The organism is Roseateles sp. L2-2 (assembly GCF_050613215.1).
Taxonomy (GTDB): domain Bacteria; phylum Pseudomonadota; class Gammaproteobacteria; order Burkholderiales; family Burkholderiaceae_C; genus Roseateles; species Roseateles noduli.
Genome location: NZ_CP192509.1, coordinates 3,726,369 through 3,742,049, shown reverse-complemented (window position 1 = coordinate 3,742,049; position 15,681 = coordinate 3,726,369). Strand labels below are relative to the sequence as shown.

At 69.9% G+C, this 15,681-nt stretch carries 11 protein-coding genes; 6 read left to right on the top strand and 5 right to left on the bottom strand.

Annotated elements, in window-relative coordinates:
- Positions 1-73 precede the first annotated feature (73 nt).
- Genes ACQZ13_RS16675 through ACQZ13_RS16665 form a run of 3 tightly spaced genes read left to right on the top strand, consistent with a single transcriptional unit; the run spans position 74 to position 1,884 of the window.
- On the top strand, positions 74-847 hold the full coding sequence (locus tag ACQZ13_RS16675) for a DUF4198 domain-containing protein (protein WP_431046339.1): 774 nt from the start codon (positions 74-76) through the stop codon (positions 845-847).
- On the top strand, positions 844-1,341 hold the full coding sequence (locus ACQZ13_RS16670) for a hypothetical protein (RefSeq protein ID WP_431046337.1): 498 nt from the start codon (positions 844-846) through the stop codon (positions 1,339-1,341). The genes ACQZ13_RS16675 and ACQZ13_RS16670 overlap by 4 nt, the downstream gene beginning before the upstream one ends.
- 9 nt (positions 1,342-1,350) lie before the next feature.
- Positions 1,351-1,884 carry a hypothetical protein gene (locus tag ACQZ13_RS16665; protein WP_431046336.1) on the top strand — a complete coding sequence of 178 codons (534 nt, stop codon included), beginning with the start codon at positions 1,351-1,353 and terminating at the stop codon, positions 1,882-1,884.
- A gap of 213 nt (positions 1,885-2,097) precedes the next feature.
- Here the strand turns inward: ACQZ13_RS16665 and eutC are convergent, their stop codons facing one another.
- From eutC to ACQZ13_RS16645, 4 genes are all read right to left on the bottom strand, one after another.
- Positions 2,098-2,889 (bottom strand): ethanolamine ammonia-lyase subunit EutC, encoded by a 792-nt coding sequence (gene eutC / locus ACQZ13_RS16660; protein WP_431046334.1) that lies wholly within the window; start codon positions 2,887-2,889, stop codon positions 2,098-2,100.
- A complete protein-coding gene (locus tag ACQZ13_RS16655; RefSeq protein WP_431046332.1) occupies positions 2,886-4,307 on the bottom strand; it encodes an ethanolamine ammonia-lyase subunit EutB in 1,422 nt (473 codons plus the stop codon). The genes eutC and ACQZ13_RS16655 overlap by 4 nt, the downstream gene beginning before the upstream one ends.
- 145 nt (positions 4,308-4,452) lie before the next feature.
- Entirely contained in the window at positions 4,453-9,708 is a 5,256-nt protein-coding gene (locus tag ACQZ13_RS16650; RefSeq protein WP_431046330.1) for an autotransporter domain-containing protein, read from the bottom strand.
- Between the two features lie 330 nt (positions 9,709-10,038).
- The gene (locus tag ACQZ13_RS16645) at positions 10,039-11,148 is read right to left on the bottom strand and encodes a pirin family protein (protein WP_431046328.1); all 1,110 of its coding nucleotides are present in this window, start codon (positions 11,146-11,148) and stop codon (positions 10,039-10,041) included.
- Between the two features lie 104 nt (positions 11,149-11,252).
- Here ACQZ13_RS16645 and ACQZ13_RS16640 point away from each other — a divergent pair, with 104 nt between their 5' ends.
- Both ACQZ13_RS16640 and ACQZ13_RS16635 read left to right on the top strand, forming a co-directional pair.
- Complete coding sequence (locus ACQZ13_RS16640; RefSeq protein ID WP_431046326.1) at positions 11,253-12,752, top strand: ATPase domain-containing protein; 1,500 nt, start codon at positions 11,253-11,255, stop codon at positions 12,750-12,752.
- Positions 12,749-14,407, top strand: coding sequence for a response regulator (locus ACQZ13_RS16635; RefSeq protein ID WP_431046324.1), 1,659 nt, complete (start codon positions 12,749-12,751; stop codon positions 14,405-14,407). Before ACQZ13_RS16640 ends, ACQZ13_RS16635 begins: the two co-directional genes overlap by 4 nt.
- Positions 14,408-14,610: 203 nt before the next feature.
- Here the strand turns inward: ACQZ13_RS16635 and ACQZ13_RS16630 are convergent, their stop codons facing one another.
- Complete coding sequence (locus tag ACQZ13_RS16630; protein WP_431046322.1) at positions 14,611-14,952, bottom strand: YciI family protein; 342 nt, start codon at positions 14,950-14,952, stop codon at positions 14,611-14,613.
- 72 nt (positions 14,953-15,024) lie between these two features.
- On the opposite strand from ACQZ13_RS16630, the gene ACQZ13_RS16625 reads away from it, so the two are divergent.
- Complete coding sequence (locus ACQZ13_RS16625; protein ID WP_431046320.1) at positions 15,025-15,678, top strand: helix-turn-helix domain-containing protein; 654 nt, start codon at positions 15,025-15,027, stop codon at positions 15,676-15,678.
- Positions 15,679-15,681: the final 3 nt, after the last annotated feature.

Here is a 15,681-nt window from a genome sequence, read left to right as displayed (position 1 = left end):
CCGGTGTCGGAGCCGCTCAACGACTCAACCGGCTTCCACCGACATGTCCCTCAACAGGTTCCAAAAGATCGGCTTGCTGCTGACCCCGCTGCTGCTGTGCGCGGGCGCCGCCCAGGCCCATTCGCCCTACCTCAAGCCCAACACCTTCACCGCGGAGGAGCAGCGCAAGCACGTCACCGTCGAGGCGTCCTTCGCCGAAGGCGACCTGCGTCCCGACGTGGCGATGAAGTCCGAGACCTTCCAGGTGATCGGGCCGGACGGCAAGACGCTGCCTCTCACGCCGGCCGCCGTGCTGAAGGACGCGAGCTACCTGGAGGTGCTGCTCGGCCCCGGCAACGGCACGTACCTCGTGTCGTCGGGCGTGCGCAAGGGACGACTGGCCAAGGGCGTGCTGCGCGACGGCAAGGTGGTCTTCTCCGAGCGCGCGGAAGACGCCAAGCCCGGCGACAAGCCGATCGACGTGCAGAGCATCACCCGCGCCGACGTCTACGTGACACGCGGCCGCCCGACCACCGCGGACTTCGACATGGAGGGCGTCGGCATCTACCCGGTGACCCAACCCTACGACCTCTACGCGGGGAGCCCGGTCAAGGTGCTCGTGCGCGAGCCCCGCAAGGCCCTGGCCGGCGAGACGGTGACCGTCATCGCCGATGGTCAGAACTATGTGAGCCACAAGCAGCCGGAGCAGGACTTCACCACCAACGCCGCCGGCGAGGTGAGCTTCACGCCGAAGACCGCCGGCCTCTACCTGCTGCAGGTGCGCGTGCGTCGCGCCTCTCCCGACAACCCCGCGCTGTGGATCAGCACCACGGCCACCCTGACCATCGAAGTGCAGCCCCAGCCATGAAGTCCACCTTCCACCGCTCCCTGATCGTGAGCCTGCTGGGCCTGGCCGCGCTGCCGGTGCTGGCCGCCTCGCATTCCTCCACCACCTTCATCGCCGAGCAGGACCTCAACGGCGACGGCAAGGTGCTGCTCGCCGAGTTCAAGCTCGGCCGCGAGGTCGAGTTCGTGCGCATCGACTTCAACGCCGACGGCCAGTTGAGCGAAGCCGAATACCTCGGTGAATTCGAAGGTCGGCTGATGCAGCGCATCGGCAAGATCGCCGATCCGGAGAAGCGTCGCGAGGAACTGCAGCGCCAGATGCGTCAGGCGAAGGTCCGATTCGGCGTGCTCGACAAGGACAAGAGCGGCGGCATCAGCCTGGAAGAGTTCATGGCCGCCGGGATGAGCATGTTCAACCTGCACGACCGCAACAAGGACGGCGTCGTCGACGAGACCGACGTGAAGATCGCCGAGGACGACAGGAAGGCGGGCAAGGAGAGCTTCGTTTCGCCTTAAGCTGGAGCGATGCAACGCATCGTTCAAGTCAGACGACGGCCGCCGCTCGACAGCGTCATCGGCGTTCTCCTCGTCGACGCGCCGGGTCTGGTCGTCGTTTCGGAGATCTCAGGGTCGCTGGATCCGGATGGGTTCTGCTTCCTGCCCAGGTCGGACATCGTGGCGATCGAGGAGGACTTCGAGCACCTCGATTTCCACGAAGCGGCGGCCTCCGTCTGGGGGCGCGTCGAGTCGGACATCCCGGGGCTCGATCTCCAAGGCGGCTACTTCGAGCTGATGCAGTCGATCTCACGGGAGCAGACGCTCATCGCCGTCCACCCGGAAGCGACCGATCCGGACATCTGCTTCGTGGGCACCGTGCGCCGCGTGCTCTCGGACAGGATCGGATTCACCACGCTGTCCTCGAAGGGCATCTGGGTGCCGGAAACCCAGACGATCAAGATCGACGAGATCACGAAGATCGAGCTGGCAACGCGCTATCTGAGGTCGTTGCAGGGGGTGATCGCGGCGCGTAGCGCTCTTGGCGTTTCAGAGGCGGGGTAGGGACGTTGTGGCGTCTCGAAGCAGGCTCCCGTACTTCCGCCGCCGCTGGCCCTCACCCCCGCCCTCTCCCGCAGTGCGGGAGAGGGGGCCACCCCAGTGCTCCTGCTCCGAATGGCCCGCTCTTTCCCCCGCTTCGAATGGCTCGGTGCATTCTCACTCCCTCTCCCGCTTGCGGGAGAGGGCGGGGGTGAGGGCCAGCGGCCGTGGCAGTCATCAACTGCCATCCAGCCGGAACGTCCCCCGTGTCTCAACGGCCGGCGCCGCATCAGCACTCTCATCCTTCAACGCAACACCTGTCACCTGCCGCGCTCGCGCCTCGTTGAGCAACCACGCGAGCCGCGCCGCCGCGGCTTCCGGCGCGAGCCCCTCCGGCCGCACGTTGGAGATGCAGTTGCGTTCCGCGTCCGTGCGGCCGGGTCGGGGCGCCCAGGTGACGTACACGCCCATGCTGTCGGGCGAGCTCAGACCCGGGCGTTCGCCGATGAGCACGACGACGAGCTTCGCTCCCAACGCGTGACCGATGGGATCGCCGATCGCGACGCGCGCCTGACGGACGATGGACACGGGCGACCAGCGCCAGTCGCCGGCGAGCAGCGGACGGAGCGCTTCGATGAACGCGAGCGCATGCCGCTCGATCGCCAACGCGGACAGTCCGTCCGCGACGATCAGCGCCAGATCGGGTTGATCCTCCGCATCGAGCGCGGACAGCACGACCGCCGACTTGTCGTCGAGCCGTCGTCCGAGATCCGGCCGCTGGAGGTACTCCGCCCGATCGGCGGCAGCGCTGTGCAGATCGAGCGTCTCCAACCCCGCCTCGTTCAACGATGCCGCGAGGGCTTCGTGATCCAGCTCTCGATGCACCGCGTCCCGCGCCTGCGCATGCGCGAGCTGGAACGCCAGGTGCGCCGCCGTCGGTTGGCTGACGCCCGCGCGACCCAATCCGATGCGCGCCGGCGTGTGGCGGCGCAGCGTGTGCCAGGGGTTGCGGGTGAGGGCGTCGCTCATGACGACGGCAGCAACGCTGCGAAGGCAGGCGACATGCCGTCCACCAGATGCCCCGGCGCGCCGGGCTGCGCGATGCGCATGCGTTCGAGCCAGCGCTCGAACTCCGGCGCGGCGCGCAGACCCAGCACCCGCCGCGCATACAGCGCGTCGTGGAACGAGGTCGTCTGGTAATTGAGCATCACGTCGTCCGATCCCGGAATGCCCATGATGAAGTTGCAGCCCGCCACGCCCAGCAGCGTGAGCAGCACGTCCATGTCGTTCTGATCCGCGGCGGCGTGGTTGGTGTAGCAGATGTCGCAGCCCATCGGCAGGCCCAGCAGCTTCGCGCAGAAGTGGTCTTCCAATCCCGCGCGGATGATCTGCTTGCCGTCGTACAGGTACTCCGGCCCGATGAACCCGACCACCGTGTTCACCAGCAGCGGCTCGAAGTGCCGCGCCACCGCGTAGGTCCGCGCCTCGACGGTCTGCTGGTCGCAGCCATGGTGGGCGCCGGCGGAGAGTGCGCTGCCCTGGCCGGTCTCGAAGTACATGACGTGCCGCCCGCGCTGGCCGTCGTCGAAGACGGCGCCTCGCGCCAGCGACAGCGCCGCCGCGCGCGCCTCGGCCAGCAGCTTCAGGTCGACGCCGAAGCTGCGGTTGGTCGCCTCCGTGCCGCCGATGGACTGGAACACCAGATCGACCGGCGCGCCGCGTTCGATGCACTGCATCGTGTTGGTCACGTGCGTGAGCACGCAGCTCTGCGTGGGGATCTCGAAACGCTCGATGACCTCCGCGAGCAGGCGCAGCAGATGGCCGACCTGGGTCACGTTGTCGGTGGCGGGATTGATGCCGATGACCGCGTCGCCGCTGCCGTACATCAGGCCGTCCAGCACGCTGGCGGCGATGCCGCTGACGTCGTCGGTCGGATGATTCGGCTGCAGCCGCGTCGACAGCCGGCCCGACAGCCCCAGCGTGTTGCGAAATCGCGTGACGACCTCGCACTTGCGCGCCACCAGGATCAGGTCCTGGTTGCGCATGATCTTGCTCGCCGCGGCGACCATCTCGGGCGTGAGCCCCGGCGCGAGGCGCGTCAGCGCGACGGTGTCCGCCGCGTCCGAGAGCAGCCACTCGCGCAGCCCGCCGATCGTCAGGTGGCTGATCGGCTCGAACGCCGCGGCGTCGTGGCCGTCGACGATGAGGCGCGTGACCTCGTCGTCCTCGTACGGGATCAGGGCTTCGTTGAGGAAGGTCTTCAGCGGCAGATCGGCCAGGGCCATCTGCGCGGCGACGCGTTCCTGCTCGGACTCGGCGCTCACGCCCGCGAGCCGGTCGCCCGAGCGCTCCGGCGTGGCCTTGGCCATCAACTCGCGCAGGCTGTCGAAACGGTAGCTGACGGCGCCGACGCGCTCGCCGTAGGCCGAGGCCCTGGAAACGTTCATCGCTCGCTCCTTGGGCCTCAGCTTAACCTCCCGGATGTGACAGTCCGGGTGGCGACCCACGGTGAGGCGCGGTGGCGCGAGGCGGCTTGAACTGGCGGCCCGGCGAGTTCATCACCGGGCCGCCCCACAACCCCTCAGAACGACCTCAGAACGTGGCGACGGCGCCCAGCGTGAACGAGCTGTCCGTCCGGTTCTCCCGCGTCAGGCCGCTGACGCCGGCGTACACGTAGCCGCCGGGCATCACCAGCCAGGTGCCCGTCAGTTCGGCGCGCAGGTACTGGCGGCTGACGCGCGGCGCCTGGATCTGGATGGCCGCGCCGACCAGGCTCGCATCGACCAGCACGCGCCGCAGCGCGCCCGACTCGCGGCCCACGGCCAGGCGTCCGCCGAAGGTGAAGCGCGAGGTGCCCGGATCCTTGTCCGGCGAGCCCACGCCCACGCCGAGCTCCATGCGGCCGCCGCCGGCCGTCAGCTTGCCGAGATTCAACGCGGCCAGCGATCCCGAGTCCTCGACCACGGCGTCGCGCTTGACGCGCTGCGTCTCGACGCGGGCGTACGGCACCAGACGCACGTTCTCGTAGTTCATCGCCGTGCGCACGCCGATGCCCGCGAAGGCCTGGCGCGTGGAGGCGTCGGTCTTCAGCTGGCCCTGGCTCAGGCCGAACGCCGCCAGAGGATCCTCACGGCTGCTGAGCGCCTTGCCGCCACCGCCGCCGACCTGTCCGTCGAGGATCAGCCCGGCGCCCAGGCCCAACTGGCCGTACGCCATGCCGAGCGTGTCCTTGACCTCGCCGGTGCCGCCGCTGTCGGAGCGCAGCTTCTGGTTGGACTGCGACAGCGCCACGCCGAAGCCGTTGGTGCCGTCGTTCATCACGTCGAAGCCGATCGTGATCTGGTGGCGGTCGCGCGTGCGCGCCGACGACGAGGCGCCGTCCGCCGCCCAGCGGCTGCTGCCGCCGCTGTAGTCGACCCAGAGTCCGCGCTGGCGCGTTTCCAGGGCGGACACGTGCCGGGACACCGCGTCCTGCAGACGCTGACCGGCCGACGGCAGGGCCGCCGCGACGGCCCCGTGGATCTCGCCGCTGAGCGAGCGCATCGTGCCGAGCAGCGCCGCGTCGCCGAGTCCGCCGACCGTGTTGAGCAGCGTGTTCTGCGCCGCGTTGGCGGTGCCGGCGTCCTGCGCCGCCGCCATCACGTCCAGCGCCGAGGCGACCGACTGCGTGTTCAGGTTGGCGCCCTGGGCCTGGGCGAGGGCCAGGTAGGCCGTCGGCACGACCAGCAGGTCGACGCCGTTGGCGGAATACAGCGCGCGCAGCCGCGTGCCCGGCTTCAGCCCGGTGGGCTGCGAGAGGGTGCCGAAGGTGGTCGCATCCAGCCCGCCCTGCGCGCTGACGATCTGGAAGCGCTGCCCCAGCGACGGTGAATACGGCGTGTAGGTGCCAAGGCCGGAGATGCCGACCAGGTTGACCGTGAGCTGCGCGCCGTTCGCGCTGAACTTGCTGCCGGCGCCGGTCAGCACCAGCTGATCGTGATGTCCCGCGCCGTTGCCCGGCGTCGCGCCGTTGATGTCGACTTCGAAGGTCGATCCCGGCGCCAGGCTGACGCTGGCGCCCACCGTCATCACGCCGGGCGAGTTCCCCGGCGACAGCTTGCCGCCCGACGCGACCGTCACCGGTCCCGCGATCGCGCCGCTGCCTTGCAGCACGGCGCCGCTGCCGACATTCACGCCGCCGGCCAGGCTGCCGTTCACATGCAGGGTCGACGCGGCCAGGATCGTCAGTCCCGTGTAGGCCTGCGCGTTGCCGACGGTCCACTGGCCGCCGTTGAGCCGCACGCCGCCGCTGCCGCTGATCGCGCCGGTGAAGGACGCGGCCGTCGTGTCGATGGTCAGGGTCTTGCTGCCGAGCGCCACGTTGCCGCTGCCCGCGAGGGAGCGGACGCTGGCGCCGGTGCTCGTGCCGGAGATGTCGAAGCTGCCGTTGTTCGTCAACCCGCTGGACGCGGCGACGCTGCCGGCGCCCGACAGCGCCAGGGTGGCGCCGCTGCCGACCGTGGTGGCGCCCGTGAAGGTGTTGACGCCGGACAGCGACTGCGTGCCGCCGGTCACCGCCAGACCGCCGCTGCCCGCGATGGTGCCCGCGTAGCCGCCGCCGGCGTTGTACACCGTGAGGGTCCGTGCGCCGAGGGCGACGCTGCCGCCGCCGGTCAGGCCCGCCAGCGTCGCGCCGGACGTCGTCGCGGAGATGTCGAAATTGCCGTTGTTGGCGAGGCCGCTGGACGCGGCGATGCTGCCTCCGCCCGTCAGCACCAGGGTCGCGCCGCTGGCGACCGACGTGGCGCCAAGGAAGCCGTTGGCGCTCGACAGCGTCTGCGTGCCGCCGGCAACGGCCAGTCCGCCGTTGCCGGCGATGCTGCCTGAGTAGCTGCCGCTGGCGTCGGACAGGGTCAAGGTCTGAGCGCCCAGAACGACGATGCCGCTGCCGGTCAAGGTCTTCAGCGTGGCGCCCGCGGTCGTCCCGGAGATGTCGAAGCGGCCGCTGTTGGCCAGACCGCTGGAGGCTGCGATGCTCCCCGCGCCCGTCAACGCCAGGATGGCGTTGCCGCCGACCGAGGTCGCGCCGGTGAAGCCGCTGACGCCCGAGAGCGCCTGCGTGCCGCCGACCACGACCAGACCGCCGCTGCCGTTGATCGTGCCCGCATAGGCGCCGGTGGCGTTGGCCAGCGTCAGGGTCTGAGCACCCAACGCCACCGTACCGCCGCCGGTCAGGGTATTCAACGTCGCGCCCGCAGTCGTTGCGGAGATGTCGAAGCTGCCGTTGTTGATCAAGCCGCTGGAGGTGGCGATGCCGCCCGCGCCGGACAACGCCAGCGTCGCGCCGCTGGCGACCGAGGTCGCGCCGGTGAAACCGTTGACGCCCGAGAGCGTCTGCGTGCCGCCGGTGACGGCCAGGCCGCCGCTGCCGCCGATGCTGCCGCCATAGGCGCCGCCGGCGTTGGTCAGCGTCAAGGTCTGAGCACCCAACGCGACCGTGCCGCCGCCGGTCAGGCTCTTGAGCGTCGCGCCCGCGGTCGTCGCGGAGATGTCGAAGCTACCGTCGTTCGCGAGCCCGCTGGACGCGGCGATGCTGCCCGCGCCCGTCAGCGCCAGGGTGGCGCCGCTGGCGACCGAGGTGGCGCCGGTGAAGGTGTTGACGCCGGACAGCGATTGCGTGCCGCCGGCCACGGCCAGACCGCCGCTGCCGCCGACCGTGCCCGCATAGCCGCCGCTGGCGTCGGCCAGCGTCAGGGTCTGGGCGCCCAAGGCGACTGCGCCGCCGCCGGTCAGGCTCTTCAGCGATGCGCCGGCCGTCGTTCCGGAAATATCGAAGGTGCCGTCGTTGGCGAGGCCGCTGGATGCCGCGATGCTGCCCGCGCCCGTCAACGCCAGGGTCGCGCCGCTGGCGACCGACGTGGCGCCGGTGAAGGTGTTGACGCCGGACAGCGTCTGCGTGCCGCCGGCGACGGCGACTCCGCCGCTGCCGTCGATCGCGCCTGCAAAGCCGCCGCTGGCGTTGGTCAGTGTCAGGTTTTGAGCGCCCAAGGCGACGGTGCCGCCGCCCGTCAGGCTCTGGAGCGTCGCGCCTGCCGTCGTGGCGGAGATGTCGAAGCTGCCGTCGTTCGCGAGTCCGCTGGACGCGGCGATGCTGCCCGCACCCGTCAGCACCAGGGTCGCGCCGCTGGCGACCGATGCGGCGCCGGTGAAGGTGTTGACGCCGGACAGCGATTGCGTGCCGCCGGCGACGGTCAGACCGCCGCTGCCGACGATCGTGCCCGCATAGCCGCCGCTGGCGTTGGTCAGCGTCAGGCTTTGAGCGCCCAGCGCGACGGTGCCGCCGCCGGTCAGGCTCTTCAGCGATGCGCCGGCCGTCGTTCCGGAAATGTCGAAGGTGCCGTCGTTGGCGAGCCCGCTGGATGCCGCGATGCTGCCTGTGCCCGACAGCGCCAGGGTCGCGCCGCCGGCGACCGACGTGGCGCCGGTGAAGGTGTTGACGCCGGACAGCGTCTGCGTGCCGCCGGCGAGGGTGACGCCGCCGCTGCCGGCGATGACGCCGCCGAAGGTGTCCGCGGCGTTGGTGAGGGTCAGGACTTGCCCGCCGAGCGCCACGGAGCCCGTGCCCGCGAGGCTGGTCAACGAGGCGCCGGCGGTGGTGCCGGCGATGTCGAACACGCCGTCGTTCACCAGCCGGCTCGACGTGGCGATGCTGCCGGCGCCGGCCAGCGCCAGCGTGGCGCCGCTGCCGATCGTCGTCTGGCCGGTGTAGGTGTTGACGCCGGTCAGCGTGATCGACCCGCCGCTCGCGCCGGCGTTGACGAAGCTCATCGCGCCGGGCGTGCCGGCGGCCTGGTCGGACAGTACGCCGCTGAAGGTCGAATTCAGTCCGTTCTGGTCGATCGTTCCGCCGGCGCCCTTGATCGCCAGGTTGGCGCTGTAGACGGCGTTGTTGACGTCGGCCCGCAGGGTGCCGCCGTCGAACACCGGATTGACGGTGCCGTTCACCAGATCCGAGCCGGTCACCGTGCCCGACGTGATGTCCGGCGTGGCGGGCGGTGCGTTGGTGCCCGCCAGCGGATTGCCCGTGTAGGTCCCGATGGTGTTGGCCAGGAAGAAGTTCGGCGGGACGGCGAGGTCGTTCCAGTTGTAGTCCGCGAAGCTGACCAGGTAGGTGCCCGTCGTCGCGATGTTGAACGTCGTGGTGAGCCAGGGCGTGACGCCGTCGGCCGTGTCGAAGAGGTAGGCCACATAGGTGTTGGGCGACGGACCGGCCGTGTCCCCGGGACCGCCCGCCCGCGCCAGCGACTCGAGGTAATTCAAGCCGTTGCCCGACAACGAGAAGAGCGCGCCGTCATTGAAGCCGTGGTCGGTGACGTTGAGCGCCCAGGAGAATGAATATGTCCCCGCGTTGAGCGTCAGCGACTGCGACAACACCGAGAAGTTGGTGACGCTGCCGCCGAAATTGGGGTTGTGATTGAGCAGTGCGTCGACGGTTCCGGCGGTCAGTCCCAGCGCGGTGTCCGCGGCGGCGGCCCCGTTGATGCTTGCGCTGACCGGCGTCAGCCGCCACATGCCCTGACCGGTCGGCGGCGTCAACGTGAACGGCGTGCCCTTGCTGGTCGTCGTGAACGGCGTCGTCTGGTAGGTGACGTTGTTGCCGACGCCGGCCCAGCCGGTGGAGAAGTCCAGGGTGGTCTGCGCGTGGGCCGCGCCGGGTAACACACCGAAGGCACCGAAGGCGCCGAGGGCACCGAGCGCGGCGAGGTACAGCAGGTTCAAGCGCGGCAGCTGTCGCTGCCGGCGCACGGTGCGCTGCGCAACGGCAGCGGAAGACGGCCGCGCGCGGCTCAGGCAAAGACTGTCACCCATGAGTCATCCCCTATGTTCAATGGTTTGAGTCGGCCGACCCGGATCGCCTGAGGCGCATCGCCTCATCCGCGCTGGCGGATGACGTACTGCGTATGCATGACCTCGGCAATCTCTTGGGGCCGTGACGGCGATCAGTCTTGCATGAACCTTTGATTCGGCTCCCCGGAAAAGACCGATGAACAAGGTGGTATGCGCTGAATTGCCGAAATTCAAATGAACGGCTCATTCGCCATGCACAACGCGCAACGCGGTCGCAGGGGCGACTCCCCCATTGGGGGGTCAGGATTTGTCTCGGCGCATTGACCGGGAGGATTCAGTCCCCCGATCGAATCACTCCTCCGAAGGCGGGCGCTCCGTCCGTCCGTTCGCATGCCGCGCGAAGCGATCTTCCTCATTGCCGTGTACCGGCGCGGCATCCGGCCACGGCCAGCCGCCGAACTCGGTGCGGCGGTAATCCTCGAAGGCCTGGCGCAGCTCCTGCTCGGTGTTCATGACGAAGGGACCGTACTGGGCCACCGGCTCGCCGATGGGTCGGCCCTGCAGCATCAGCAGCTCGGCGGGGGCGTCGCCGTTGACCAGGGCGACGGCGGCGCCCGCCCGCACTTCGACCGAGGAGCTCAGCGGCACGACCTGTCCTTCGATCGTGATCCGGTCTCCGGCGAAGAAATAGAGCTTGCGTCGCGTGCCGTCGCCCAGCGCCGCAGGCAAGGTCCATCGCGCGCTGGGCTCCAGGCGCAGTGTCCACATCGCCAGGTCCGAATGCAGTCGCGCCCCCCACGAGTCCGGCGGCGGCGTCAGCGGCTTCGCCCCGTGGCTGGTCCCAGGCCTGGTCCCGTCAGCGCCGCCCAGGGCGGAGGCGGGCAGCTCGCCCGCGATCACCGCCACCTCGGTGCCGCGTCCGGCCTCGTCGACGAACCGGTGCCGCGGAATGTCCTGCGACCAGAACATCGTGAAGTGCGGCTCCACCATCTTGCTGTCCGCGGGCAGGTTGAGCCAGATCTGGAACAGCTCCAGCGGGTTGGGACGGTCGTCGTGCAGCAGCGGGAACATCTCCGCGTGGACGATGCCCTTGCCGGCCGTCAGCCACTGGACGTCGCCGCCGCCGAAGCGCGCCGCGGCACCGAGCGAATCGGAATGGTCGATGCGGCCCCGGCGCACGATGGTCACGGTCTCGAAGCCGCGGTGCGGGTGGGCGGGGAAGCCGGGCACCTGCTGGCCGTGATACATGCTCCAGCCGTCCTTGCGCGAGAAGTCCGAGCCCATCTGCCGGCCCGCCAGCAGCGCCGCGTCCGGGCCGTGGCGGCCGTTGCCCGGCGGATAGGCGTCGTCGTGGTGGACGCAGAACAGGAAGGGGTCGATCGTGTCCCAGGGCATGCCCAGGGGCTGGACCGACAGGAGGGGGGAGGCGGCGGTGTCGATGGGAGGGGCGGTGGCAGTCATGGGGATTTCCGGAAGATCCGGCACGCTAACGCGATATCGGGATCCGTGCTTTCCCGTCGGGATTGGATCGAGTCCCGCGGGAACGGAATTTGCCAGGGCCCCTCATGCCCCAACAACGCTGCTCCACCGGCATCTCCGGCCTGGATGACATCCTCCAGGGCGGCCTGCCGCAAGGTCACCTCTACCTCTTCGAAGGCGAGCCGGGTACCGGCAAGACCACCCTCGGGATCCACTTCCTGCTGGCCGGCCTGGCGGTGGGGGAGTCCGGCCTCTACGTCACCCTGTCCGAGACCGCGACCGAACTGAAGGAGGTCGCCCGCTCGCACGGCTGGGACCTGGACGCGGCCGGCCTGGAGGTCTTCGAGCTGGTCAGCGCGGAGCAGCTCGGCCCCGAGGCGGAGCAGTCCATCATCCACCCCGCCGAGCTGGAGCTGAACCAGACGGTCCAGGGCGTGATGGCGCGCATCGAGGCGAACCGGCCCAAGCGCGTCGTCTTCGACAGCCTGTCGGAGATGCGGCTGCTGGCGCAGGACCCGCTGCGCTACCGGCGCCAGGTGCTGGCGCTCAAGCACTTCTTCGCGCACCATGACTGCACGGTGCTGATGCTGGACGACCTGAGCGCGTCCACCGGCGACATGCAGCTGCGCAGCATCGCCCATGGGGTCGTGTGGCTGCAGCAGATCGTGGGCGAGTACGGGGCCGACAAGCGCTTCCTGCGCGTGGCGAAGATGCGGGGCATCGGCTTCCGCAGCGGGGAGCACGATTTCACCCTCAAGACCGGCGGGCTGGAGGTGTTCCCGCGCCTGGTCGCGGCCGAGCACCACAAGGCCTTCCGGCCCGAGAACGTGAGCACCGGCAACGACGCCTTCGATGCCGCGCTGGGCGGCGGGCTGGCCCGCGGCAGCAACACGCTGTTCGTCGGACCGTCGGGCGTCGGCAAGACCACCACCGCGATCGCGTGCGTGCATGCGGCGCTGCGGCGCGGCGAGAAGGCGGCGTACTACCTCTTCGACGAAGGACTGGGCACGCTGCTGCCCCGCGCGAAGGCCCTGGGCTACCACCTGCAGGACTACATCGACGACGAGCAGTTCCTGCTCAGCGCGCTGGATCCGGCGGAGGTCACCGCCGGCGAATTCGCCGCGCGCGTGCGGCGCTCGGTGGAGCAGGACGGCGCCCGCACCGTGGTGATCGACAGCCTCAACGCCTACCTGCAGGCGATGCCCGGCGGCAAGTTCCTGATGCTGCAGATGCATGAGCTGCTGACCTACCTCAACCAGCGCGGCGTGATGACCATCCTGGTGCTCGGCCAGCACGGCATCCTCGGGCAGGGACGCATCGACATCGACCTCAGCTACCTGAGCGACGCGGTGGTGCTGTTCCGCTACTTCGAGGCCCGCGGCAAACTGCTCAAGGCGATCTCGGTGGCCAAGAGCCGCACCAACAAGCATGCCAGCACGATCCACGAGTTCCGGCTCGGCGACCAGGGCGTGGAGATCGGCGTGGCGCTGGCGGATTTCGAGGGCGTGGTGTCCGGCATCTCCCGCTATGCCGGGGAGATGGCGCTGCTGAGCGACGGCGACGACGAGCCACGCAGCGCTGAATGACGACGGCCTTCGAATCCCGCGTGATCGTCCTGGCGCCGTTCGGCCGGGATGCGCAGGTGATCGCCGAGGTCGTGTCGGGCCTGGCGCCGGCGCAGCCGGTCCACACGCCCGACCAGCTGCTGGCGGCCCTGAACGAGGGCGCCGCGGCGGCCGTCGTGACCGAGGAGACCCTGTCCATCGCGTCCGGCAGCCCGGTGCACCTCTGGCTGAGCCGGCAGCCGCCGTGGTCGGACTTCCCCTTCGTGGTCCTGACCAGCAAGCGCACCGGCCGGCGCGCGCCCAACGCGGCGGCGTCGCTGCACCTGATGGGCAACGTCATCCTGCTGGAGCGGCCGCTGAGCCCCGACACGCTGCACACCGCCGTGGAAGCCGCGGTGCGTGCGCGGGCGCGGCAGTACGCGAACCGGGCGATGCTCGCCGAGCTGGCGGTGGCGCACGACGCGGTGGAGCGCCTGAACCGCGAGCTGGAGGACCGCATCGAGAGCCGCACGCGGGAGCTCTCGACGGCCAACAACCGGCTCATGAATGAGATCGCCGAGCGCGAGCGGGCGCAGGCGGCGCTGCTGCAGGTGCAGAAGATGGAGGCCATGGGGCATCTGACGGGCGGCATCGCCCACGACTTCAACAACCTGCTGCACGTGATCGGTACCAACCTGGACCTGCTGGCGCGGCTGGACTGCCCGCCGCCGGCCGGCCGGATCGTGGAAGGCGCTCGGCGCACGGTGAAGCGCGGCGCGCGCCTGACGGAGCAACTGCTGTCCTTCGCCCGCAACCAGTCGCTGGTGCCGCAGGCGACCGACCTGCACGCGTCGATCAACGGCATGCAGGAGCTGCTGATGACGTCGGTGGGGTCGCGCGTGCGGATCGAGCTGGATCTCGCGCATCCGCGGCCGGTCGTGCTGCTGGATCCCAACCAGCTGGAGATGGCCGTCCTCAACCTCGCGCTGAACGCGCGCGATGCGATGAAGGAGAACGGGGCCATCGCCATCTCCACGCGGGAGGTCGGCTGTGAGCGCGAGGGTCAGGTCGTGCCCGGACTGAGGCTCACGGTGGCGGACAACGGCGCGGGCATTCCGCCGTCGATCATCGAGCGCGTCTTCGAGCCCTTCTTCACCACGAAGGCGATGGGCAGCGGCACGGGTCTGGGCCTGGCGCAGGTGTACGGCTTCGCGAAGCAGTCGAGCGGCCAGGTGGGCATCGAGAGCGCGCCGGGGCAGGGGACGCAGGTGCATCTCACCTTCCCGCTGGCCACGGAGGCGCTGGCCGAAGAAGCCGAGGTCGATCGATCGGGATTGATCACGCCGAGCCAGGACATCCTGGTGGTGGAGGACGACGACGAGGTGCGCCATTCCATCGTCCAGAGCCTGGAGCTGCTGGGCCATCGGGTGACGGCGGTGGCGAACGGCCCGGAGGCGCTGCTCAAGCTCGACCAGCGCCAGCCCAGCCTGCTGATCGTGGACTACGTGATGCCGGGCATGAACGGCGGGGAACTGATCCGCCGCGTGCAGGACACCTGGCCGACGATCCCCATCATCCTGGCGACGGGGTATGCCGACATGGACAAGGTCGGTCAGGTGCTGGGCGCGCGGTCCATCCTGAAGAAGCCGTTCCGCGTGGATGCGCTGGCGGAGGCGGTGCATCTGGCGGTGGCTTGAAAGCAGGGATCTGGCGTCGAGCCGGCACCCGTCTTGCTCCCTCTCCCGCTTGCGGGAGAGGGCAGGGGTGAGGGCCAGCGGCGGTGGAAGTACGAAAGCCTTCTTGCTGACTGCAAAGGCCGCGCGCGCTGCGCGCGCCCCTCACCCCCGCCCTCTCCCGCAAGCGGGAGAGGGAGTCCGACCAAGCGATCGGAGGACGCGCGTCAGGACGCCGGGTCGAAGAAGAACACGCGCAGCTCCTGCCGGCAGCGACAGGCCTTGGCGATCCGCGCGGCCCAGTCGACGGCCGCTTCTCGCGACGGCAGTTCGAGCACGGTGAATCCGCCGTTGAGCGTCGGCGCCCACGGATAGCCCCCTTCAGCGACCGAGCCGTCCGCCGAGACCAGCACCGGCGGAACGCTCTCGTCGATGCCGCCGCCGAAGACATAGACGCCGGCCGCTTTCGCCTCCTCGATCACGGCATGCGAGTCCCGGACCACCGCGTCCCAGTCGCCGTCGGGCACGACCATCGCGGCGCTGGGGAAGGAGATCAGGTACTTGGCCATGGGGGTGTCCTCGCTTCCGGCGGAGGATATCCTCTGTGCGTCCCGAATCCCTGTTGAGTCCCCGCTAAACGCATGACCACTGCGATCTCCGTTCACCGCGCCTTCGAGCGGATGGCGCGTCACCGCCACGGCGAGGGCTATGTCGCGCTGGTGCTCGCCGGCGGGTACGTGGAGGCCGGCGATCGCGGCCGGTTGCGTGTCGAGGCCGGCCAAGCCGTCTTCCACGGCGAGCATGAGTCCCATCAGAACGAGTTCTTCCGCACCGGTGCCCGCGTGCTGAATCTGCCGGCGATCGGGCGCGACATCGGCGAGGCATTCGGACAGGTCGACGATCCCGATGCGATCGTCCGGCTCGCCGAGCGGGATCCGGACGAGGCCGCCGGATTGCTGCGCCAGACCTTCCGCCCTTCGACCCTCCGGCTGAACGATTGGCCGGATCTGCTCGCCGCCGCGCTCGCGGACGATCCGAATCTCGGCCTCGCCGAATGGGCCGATACCGTGGGCATCGCGCCGCAGTCGCTCAGCCGCGGCTTCCACCGCGCCTATGGCCTCAGTCCGAAGCGCTACCGCCTGGAACTGCGCACGCTCCAGGCGTTGCGCCAGTTGCCCGGATGGCAGGGATCGATGGCGACGCTCGCCGCCGAGACCGGCTTCGCCGATCAGGCGCACCTGACGCGCGCCATCGTCGCCCTGACCGGCCGGACGCCGACGCGCTGGCTGGGTTAAGTC

Coding starts and splice junctions, on each gene's coding strand:
- eutC (WP_431046334.1), bottom strand. CDS start 2,889: ATGAGCGACGCCCTCACCCGCAACCCCTGGCACACGCTGCGCCGCCAC.
- ACQZ13_RS16650 (WP_431046330.1), bottom strand. CDS start 9,708: ATGGGTGACAGTCTTTGCCTGAGCCGCGCGCGGCCGTCTTCCGCTGCC.
- ACQZ13_RS16665 (WP_431046336.1), top strand. CDS start 1,351: ATGCAACGCATCGTTCAAGTCAGACGACGGCCGCCGCTCGACAGCGTC.
- ACQZ13_RS16655 (WP_431046332.1), bottom strand. CDS start 4,307: ATGAACGTTTCCAGGGCCTCGGCCTACGGCGAGCGCGTCGGCGCCGTC.
- ACQZ13_RS16635 (WP_431046324.1), top strand. CDS start 12,749: ATGACGACGGCCTTCGAATCCCGCGTGATCGTCCTGGCGCCGTTCGGC.
- ACQZ13_RS16630 (WP_431046322.1), bottom strand. CDS start 14,952: ATGGCCAAGTACCTGATCTCCTTCCCCAGCGCCGCGATGGTCGTGCCC.
- ACQZ13_RS16625 (WP_431046320.1), top strand. CDS start 15,025: ATGACCACTGCGATCTCCGTTCACCGCGCCTTCGAGCGGATGGCGCGT.
- ACQZ13_RS16645 (WP_431046328.1), bottom strand. CDS start 11,148: ATGACTGCCACCGCCCCTCCCATCGACACCGCCGCCTCCCCCCTCCTG.
- ACQZ13_RS16640 (WP_431046326.1), top strand. CDS start 11,253: ATGCCCCAACAACGCTGCTCCACCGGCATCTCCGGCCTGGATGACATC.
- ACQZ13_RS16670 (WP_431046337.1), top strand. CDS start 844: ATGAAGTCCACCTTCCACCGCTCCCTGATCGTGAGCCTGCTGGGCCTG.